This is a genomic window from Mesorhizobium sp. M7A.F.Ca.ET.027.02.1.1 (genome assembly GCF_004022985.1).
In the GTDB taxonomy this organism is placed as follows: Bacteria; Pseudomonadota; Alphaproteobacteria; order Rhizobiales; family Rhizobiaceae; genus Mesorhizobium.
Window position 1 is genome coordinate 23,358 of record NZ_RZOL01000029.1, and the last position, 6,705, is coordinate 30,062.

Below are 6,705 nucleotides of genomic sequence, written 5' to 3' on the forward strand. Positions count from 1 at the left end.
AATTGTGCAATGCAGTATGGTTGAACAACCCAATATTCGCTGACCGCGCCGCAGGCGCCTAATCCACCGCCAGCGCCGTGACCTCGCGGCGGAAGGGCAGTGCGTCGCCGATATCGGCTTCATCCAGCTCGCGCGCAAAGCGGTGGCCGGCATAGGTTGCCCAGGCGATCGGACCCGGCGCTTCGGCGTCGCCGATGACCTTGATCGAGCGGATGCCGCTATCGGCCCATTCGTCCCGCCGCGCCTTCAACTCGCGCCAGACGCCGTCGTCCTGTTGGCGCGACGTCACCAGCACCACGGCGTCCGCGGCAATGTCGCTTCGGGCGCCCGTATAGGCGCACGCAGTGACAACCCCACCCGCCACGATGCGGGTCACGGTCCGGTTCAGCACGATATCGACGCCGAGTTCGGCCAGCCGGCGGTGGATGGCGCCCTGCTCCAGCGTGTTGCGGGTCCAGTCGGACACATAGGCCGACGGTGTCACCAGCGTCACCCTCGCGCCCTGGCGCGCCATCAGCTCGGCCAGAACGCCGCCCATGTAATAGTGATCGTCGTCGAACAGCACGACAGTTCCGGTCGGCACATTGCCGCCCATCAAATCGTCCGGCGTGTAGACCGGCATGGCCCGGTCCGCCGGCATCGGCACGACATGCGCGCGCGCCACGCCATCGCGGCGCCATGTCGAGCCGGTGGCGATGGCAATGTTCTGGAAGCCGAAGGCGAGGATTTCCTCGGCCGACAGCCGGCTTTCGAAATAGACGTCGACATTGGACATCTGGCTGATCTGGTACTGGCGGTAGTCGCGCACACGCCCCCATGCCGAGAGACCAGGCAAGCGGCACTCGCGCGCCACGCGGCCGCCGAGTTCGGTTCCGGCTTCGGCGATGGCCACCTGGTAGCCGCGCAGGCCGAGTGCCCTGGCGGCTTCCAGCCCGGCGGGGCCGGCTCCGACGATCAGCACGCTGTCGCTGTCGCCCTTGGCCTGCATGCGTTCGGGATGCCAACCCTTGCGCCACTCCTCCATGAAGGTCGGGTTCTGCGTGCAGCGCGAGATCGACATGGTCATGTCGCCGGTGATGCAGATGTTGCAGCCGATGCATTCGCGAATGTCCTCGATCCGCCCCTCTTCCACCTTCTTCGGCAGGAAGGGATCAGCGATCGACGGCCGCGCGCAGCCAATGAAGTCCAGCGTGCCGGACTTGATCATCTTCACCATCACATCCGGCGAGGTGAAGCGGCCGACACCGACGACCGGCTTGGAGGTCAGTGTCTTGATTCCGGACACCAGGCTCTCCTGCGCGCCCTCCTCCTTGAACCGCGACGGCCCCGAGCAGTCCTCCCAGGCGCCATGCGCCAGGTCCCAGAGGTCGGGCAGATCGGCATGCATCTCGATCATGTCGCGCACTTCGGAATTGGCAAAGCCGAGCTCGCCGATCATCTCGTCCAGCGACAGCCGCAGCGTCAGGCCGCACGTGTCGCCGATGGCGTCCCTGCCCTCTTCGATCAGCTCACGCATCAACCGCGAGCGGTTCTCCAGCGAGCCCCCATATTCGTCGCTGCGCTGGTTGGTGGCGGTGGACAGGAAGTGCTGGATGATGCCGAAGCCATGCGCGCCGTAGAGGCAGACCAGATCGAAGCCCGCCAGCCTGGCCCGTTTGAAGGCATTGCGGTGCCAGCGGCGCAGGTCGCGTATATCCTGCTTGTCCATGGCGCGCGCTTGGACCGGATCGTTGGTGAAGGTTCGGATCGGCAGGGCCGAGGGTCCGCGCGGTACCTCCTTGGTGTAGAGGTTGGGACCGTTGATGCCCGAATAGGCCAGCTGGATGCCGGCCAGCGCGCCATGCTGGTGCATGGCCTCTGCCATCTTCGCCAGCGCCGGGATATCGGCGTCGTCCCACAGCCTGAGCTCGATGAAGGGCGTGATCTCCGATGTGTGGTGCATCTCGGTCTGCTCGGTGAAGATGACGCCCCAGCCGCCTTCCGACTTGATGCGGCGCATCTCGGCCGCGGCCGAAGGATCGCGATAGCCCCCGCCATTGCAATGCGGCACCTGATAGAAGCGGTTCTTGGCGGTCACCGGACCGATCTTCACGGGCTCGAACAGAATGTCGTAGCGCGGATCGCGCATGGAACGTGCCTTCCTGCCAGCTCAGCCTTGCAACTTGCCCGATCATGGTTCGAGCCAAGGCGCAAGCCGGCCAGCCCAGTGGGTTGATGCCGTGAGACCATTCATAAGTTGCGGCAAGCGCCGGAAAACAACAGATTTCTTCTGTGCCGGTTAGGCCGCGCCTAATCGCGTTCACCCGGATTAGCATCCGCTGAATTTCGGCTGAGCCAAATGCGACTTCAAGGCCGCCGCTGCGCGATGTTAGATAGCGCCCACGGCCAACGAGACATAAACGCATGGACAGCATCCAGATCCTAGAAAAGCTGATCGCCTTCCCGACGGTGAGCCGCGACTCGAACCTCGTCCTCATCGGTTATGTGGCGGAGCTGCTGGAGGCGCATGGCATTGCTTGCCAGATCATCCGCAGCGAGGACGGCCATAAAGCCAATTTGTTTGCCACCATCGGACCGACTGATGCTTCCGGCATCATGCTGTCCGGCCACACCGAAGTCGTTCCGGTCGACGGCCAGGCCTGGACGCTGCCGCCCTTCGAGATGACCAACCGCGACGGCAAGCTTTACGGACGCGGCGCGGCCGACATGAAGGGCTTCGTCGCCTGCGCGCTCGCCACGTGCCTCAAGGCCGCGAAAATGACGCTGAAGACGCCGTTGCATTTGGCACTCTCCTACGACGAGGAGATCGGCTGCATTGGTGTGCGCAGTCTGATCGACATGCTGCAAGCGGCCCCGCAGCGGCCCTTGCTGTGCATCGTGGGCGAGCCCACCGACATGCAGGTGGCGACGGGCCACAAGGGCAAGCTTGCCGCACGCGCGCTTTGCAAGGGACGCGAGGGCCATTCGGCGCTAGCCCCGTTGGCGCTCAACGCCATCCATCTCGGCTGCGACTTCGTCGCCGCCTTGCGCCGCGAGCAGGACCGGCTGGTGCGCGATGGCGCCCGCGACGGCGACTACGACATTGCCTACACAACCGTCCATGTCGGCAAGATCAACGCCGGCGTGGCGCTGAACATCGTGCCGAACCTCTGCCAGGTCGACTTCGAGATCCGCAATGTCGCGGCCGACGACCCGCATGAGATTCTCGAGCGCCTGCGCGTGGAGGCCGCGCGCATTTCCACCGAAGCCTCGGCTATCGCGCCTGAGGCGGCAATCGACATCGACATCACCAACACCTATCCCGGCCTGGACACGCCGGCCAGTTCGCAAGCCGTCGCTTTCATCAAATCGCTGACCGGCGCCAACAACACCATCAAGGTTGCCTACGGCACGGAGGGCGGCCTGTTCAGCCGCGATCTCGGCACGCCGACGGTCGTGTGCGGACCGGGATCGATGGCGCAGGGACACAAGCCGGATGAGTTCGTCAGCGTCGAGCAGATGCGCCGTTGCGATGGCATGCTGGAAAAATTGCTGCAGCGGCTTGCCGACCAGCAGTTGGCTTAACCGGGGCTACTTCTGTGGAAGTGCTGCCTGGCCGACAGCCCGCTCGGCGCCGAACACGCCTTGCTCGACGACGAAATGCCGGCAGTGGTCGATGAACGCCTGGACGGTTTGCGTGCGGTGTTCGGAACTGGGCAAGGCGACGCCCATGGTCAGCGGCCGCAGATCGCCGTCCAGCGGCACGAAGACCAGCGGCTTGCCGTCCGGCGCCAGCGTGTTGAGCGGCCGCATATTGGCGATGCCGTAGCCGAAGCCGTTGGCCACCATGGAACGCATGACGGCGATGTCGCCGGTACGCTCGGCAATGTTGGGGCGGATTCCCCGCTGGTGGAATGCCGACAGAAAATATTCGCGGCTGAACGGCAGGTCGAGCAGCACCATCGGCTCGTCGGCCAGCTCCTCCGTCGTGATCGACGCCTTTGCCGCGAAGCGATGCCCCGCCGGCAGCATGACGTACGCCGGCACCAGCATCAGCGGCTCGAAGGTCATGTCCTGCGACAGTTCGAGATCGTAGGTCAAGGCAAGGTCGATTTCACCGCGCTGCAGCATCTCGAGCAATTGCCCCTGATTGCGCTCGAACTGGCGCACCCGCACATCGGGATAGGCACGCTCGAACCGCATGCGCAGCGCCGGCAGCACGATCTGCGCGAACGTCAGCAGACATCCCACCGCCAGCGGGCCGCGCACCTTTTCGGCAAAATCGCCGGCGACGTCATGCAAGGCGTCGGCATCGTTGAGCAGCCTTGCGGCTTCCTTGAGGAAGATGCGGCCGCCGGCTGTCAGCGACAGGCCGTGCGAATGCTTGCGGACAAAAAGCTGGACGCCGAACTCGGTTTCCAGTTGTGCGATGGAGGCCGAAATCGACGGCGGCGACACATTGACCTGTTCGGCCGCCTTGGCGATGGAGCCGGCTTCGCCCACGGCGACGAAATATTCCAGCTGTCTGAGCGTGAAGCGTAGCGGCATGGCTGGCTATGTTGCTGGTTTGAGGGCTTCGATCAAGCCTAATGCATGTCGCGCAAAAGTGGCCCCGGTTTTGCGCAAATGACATGCATAGAGCAAAAGCCTAAAGCGCATCGCTTGAATCCGTTCAATCGCGATGCGCTTTAGGCGCCCATCAGTATTTGATCCATGTCGTTTTGAGCGCGGTGTATTTGTCGAGCGCATGCAGCGACAGGTCGCGGCCGAAGCCGGATTGCTTGAAACCGCCGAACGGCGTCATCGGGCTCAGCGCGTCGACCGTGTTGACGGAAACCGTGCCGGCATGCAGCCGGCCGGCGATACGATGCGCGCGCGACAGGCTGTCGGTCCAGAGCGATGCGGCCAGCCCATAAGGGCTGTCATTGGCGATGCGGATCGCGTCGGCCTCGTCGTCGAAGGCGATGACCGAAAGCACCGGCCCGAAGATCTCGTCGCGAGCAATCGGATCGGCAGGTGCGACATCGTCGAAGATGGTCGGCTGGACAAAGCTGCCGCGCCCATTGACCGTGACCAGGTCGCCGCCCGCGACCAGGCGCGCGGTTTTCTTGCCGGCCTCGACGAACCGCATGACATTGGCCGCGTGGCGGGCATCGACCATCGCGCCCATTTTCGAAGCCGGATCGAGCGGATCGCCGGGCTGCGTGGCCGCCGCACGCTGCACCAGTTTCTCCACCAGGGCATCCTTGATGCCGCGCTGGACGAGCACGCGTGAATTGGCCGAACAGACCTCGCCCTGGTTGAAGAAGATGCCGAAGGCCGCCATATCGGCTGCCGCGCCGAGATCGCCGCAATCGGCAAAGATGAGGTTCGGGCTCTTGCCGCCGGTTTCCAACCAGACCTGCTTCATGTTCGACTGACCGGAATATTGCAGGAACAGCTTACCGACGGCAGTCGAACCGGTGAAGGCAAGGCAGTCCACATCCATGTGACGGCCAAGCGCCTGGCCGGCGGTTTCGCCAAGGCCGGGCACGACATTGAGCACGCCTGCAGGCAGGCCCGCTTCCATTGCCAGTTCCGCCAGAAGCAGGGCCGACAAGGGCGACTGCTCGGCGGGTTTCAGCACCACCGAATTGCCTGCCGCCAGTGCCGGCGCGCATTTCCAGGTCGCCATGTCGAGCGGGAAATTCCACGGTACCACCGCGCCGACCACGCCAAGCGGTTCGCGCCGCACCAGCACCAGATCGCCTTCGCCGGTCGGCGCCACTTCGCCATAGATCTTGTCGATGGCCTCGCCATACCATTGGAAGATCGCTGCCGAGCCGGGAACGTCGACCGCGGCCGCATCCCTGACCAGTTTGCCCATGTCGAGCGATTCCAGCAGAGCCAGGTCATGCAGGTTTTCGCGCAGCAATTGCGCCAGCCGCAGCAGCACCTCCTTACGGTGCGCCGGGCTGGTCCGCGACCAGACGCCGGCGTTGAAACTGCGCCGCGCTGCGGCAACCGCCAGATCGATGTCTTCCTCACCGCAGGACGCCACTTCGGCCAGCACCTCGCCTGTTGCCGGATTGACGCTGGCAAAAGTCCGGCCCGAACGCGCTGCGACCGTCTTGCCGTCGATGAACGCCTTGTCGCGAAAACGGATCGCGGACGCCTTGCCGATCCAGTCCTTGTGACTGAGTTCGCTCATCGCAGGTGACCCCTGTCTTGACTATTCGTCGCCCGGCACGCCGTAGCTCGGCGCATCGGATGGGTTTATCGCGCGGGTCACATAGGCATCGAGCTGCGGTTTGTAGAGTTCCCACAGCGTCGCCAGTTGCTCGATCGGGCAGTCGTCGGTCCAGTCGCAGCGCAGATCGGCGACTGGCCACGCCACCTCGCGCACCAGCTTCATGCCAGCCGAATGGACCGGGCCGGCCTCGCCGCCCGCTTTCAGCGCGGCGCGCATGGTCGCGATGAGGCGGTCGCCGAGATGCCCTTCCGACGCCAGGAACGCCTCGACCATGGCTTGCGGAACGCCGTCATGGGCCAGCATGTTGCCGCCGCAGGCGACATTGTCCGCACGCGCCTCCGCCCAGATGCCAAGCGCCTTGGGCCCTGAGTGGATAGCGGTCGTCCCGGCGGCATCGACAGCCAGCACCTGCCGGTATTCGGGATAGGCACCGGTGCGCTTCAATATGACAATCGCCTCTGCCGCCGACGCACCGCGCGCCAGCAATTCGAGAC

General features: G+C 64.6%; 5 protein-coding genes. 1 reads left to right on the forward strand and 4 read right to left on the reverse strand.

Annotated features, from left to right (window positions below):
- Window positions 1-58 precede the first annotated feature (58 nt).
- Window positions 59-2,128, reverse strand: a complete 2,070-nt coding sequence (locus EN749_RS05790) for an NAD(P)-binding protein (protein ID WP_127809687.1) — start codon at window positions 2,126-2,128, stop codon at window positions 59-61.
- Window positions 2,129-2,403: 275 nt separating this feature from the next.
- Between EN749_RS05790 and argE the strand changes: the two genes are divergently transcribed.
- Window positions 2,404-3,564: an acetylornithine deacetylase gene (argE, locus tag EN749_RS05795; RefSeq protein ID WP_128362722.1), complete on the forward strand. Its 1,161-nt coding sequence runs from the start codon at window positions 2,404-2,406 to the stop codon at window positions 3,562-3,564.
- Window positions 3,565-3,570: 6 nt separating this feature from the next.
- Here the strand turns inward: argE and EN749_RS05800 are convergent, their stop codons facing one another.
- The 3 genes from EN749_RS05800 to EN749_RS05810 form a co-directional block, all read right to left on the reverse strand.
- Window positions 3,571-4,527 (reverse strand): LysR family transcriptional regulator, encoded by a 957-nt coding sequence (locus EN749_RS05800; RefSeq protein WP_127267113.1) that lies wholly within the window; start codon window positions 4,525-4,527, stop codon window positions 3,571-3,573.
- A gap of 151 nt (window positions 4,528-4,678) precedes the next feature.
- Window positions 4,679-6,169: an aldehyde dehydrogenase gene (locus EN749_RS05805; protein ID WP_127809685.1), complete on the reverse strand. Its 1,491-nt coding sequence runs from the start codon at window positions 6,167-6,169 to the stop codon at window positions 4,679-4,681.
- Window positions 6,170-6,190: 21 nt separating this feature from the next.
- Window positions 6,191-6,705, reverse strand: a 515-nt coding sequence (locus EN749_RS05810) for a DUF1028 domain-containing protein (protein ID WP_145990882.1), incomplete at its 5' end; no start/stop codon positions are given.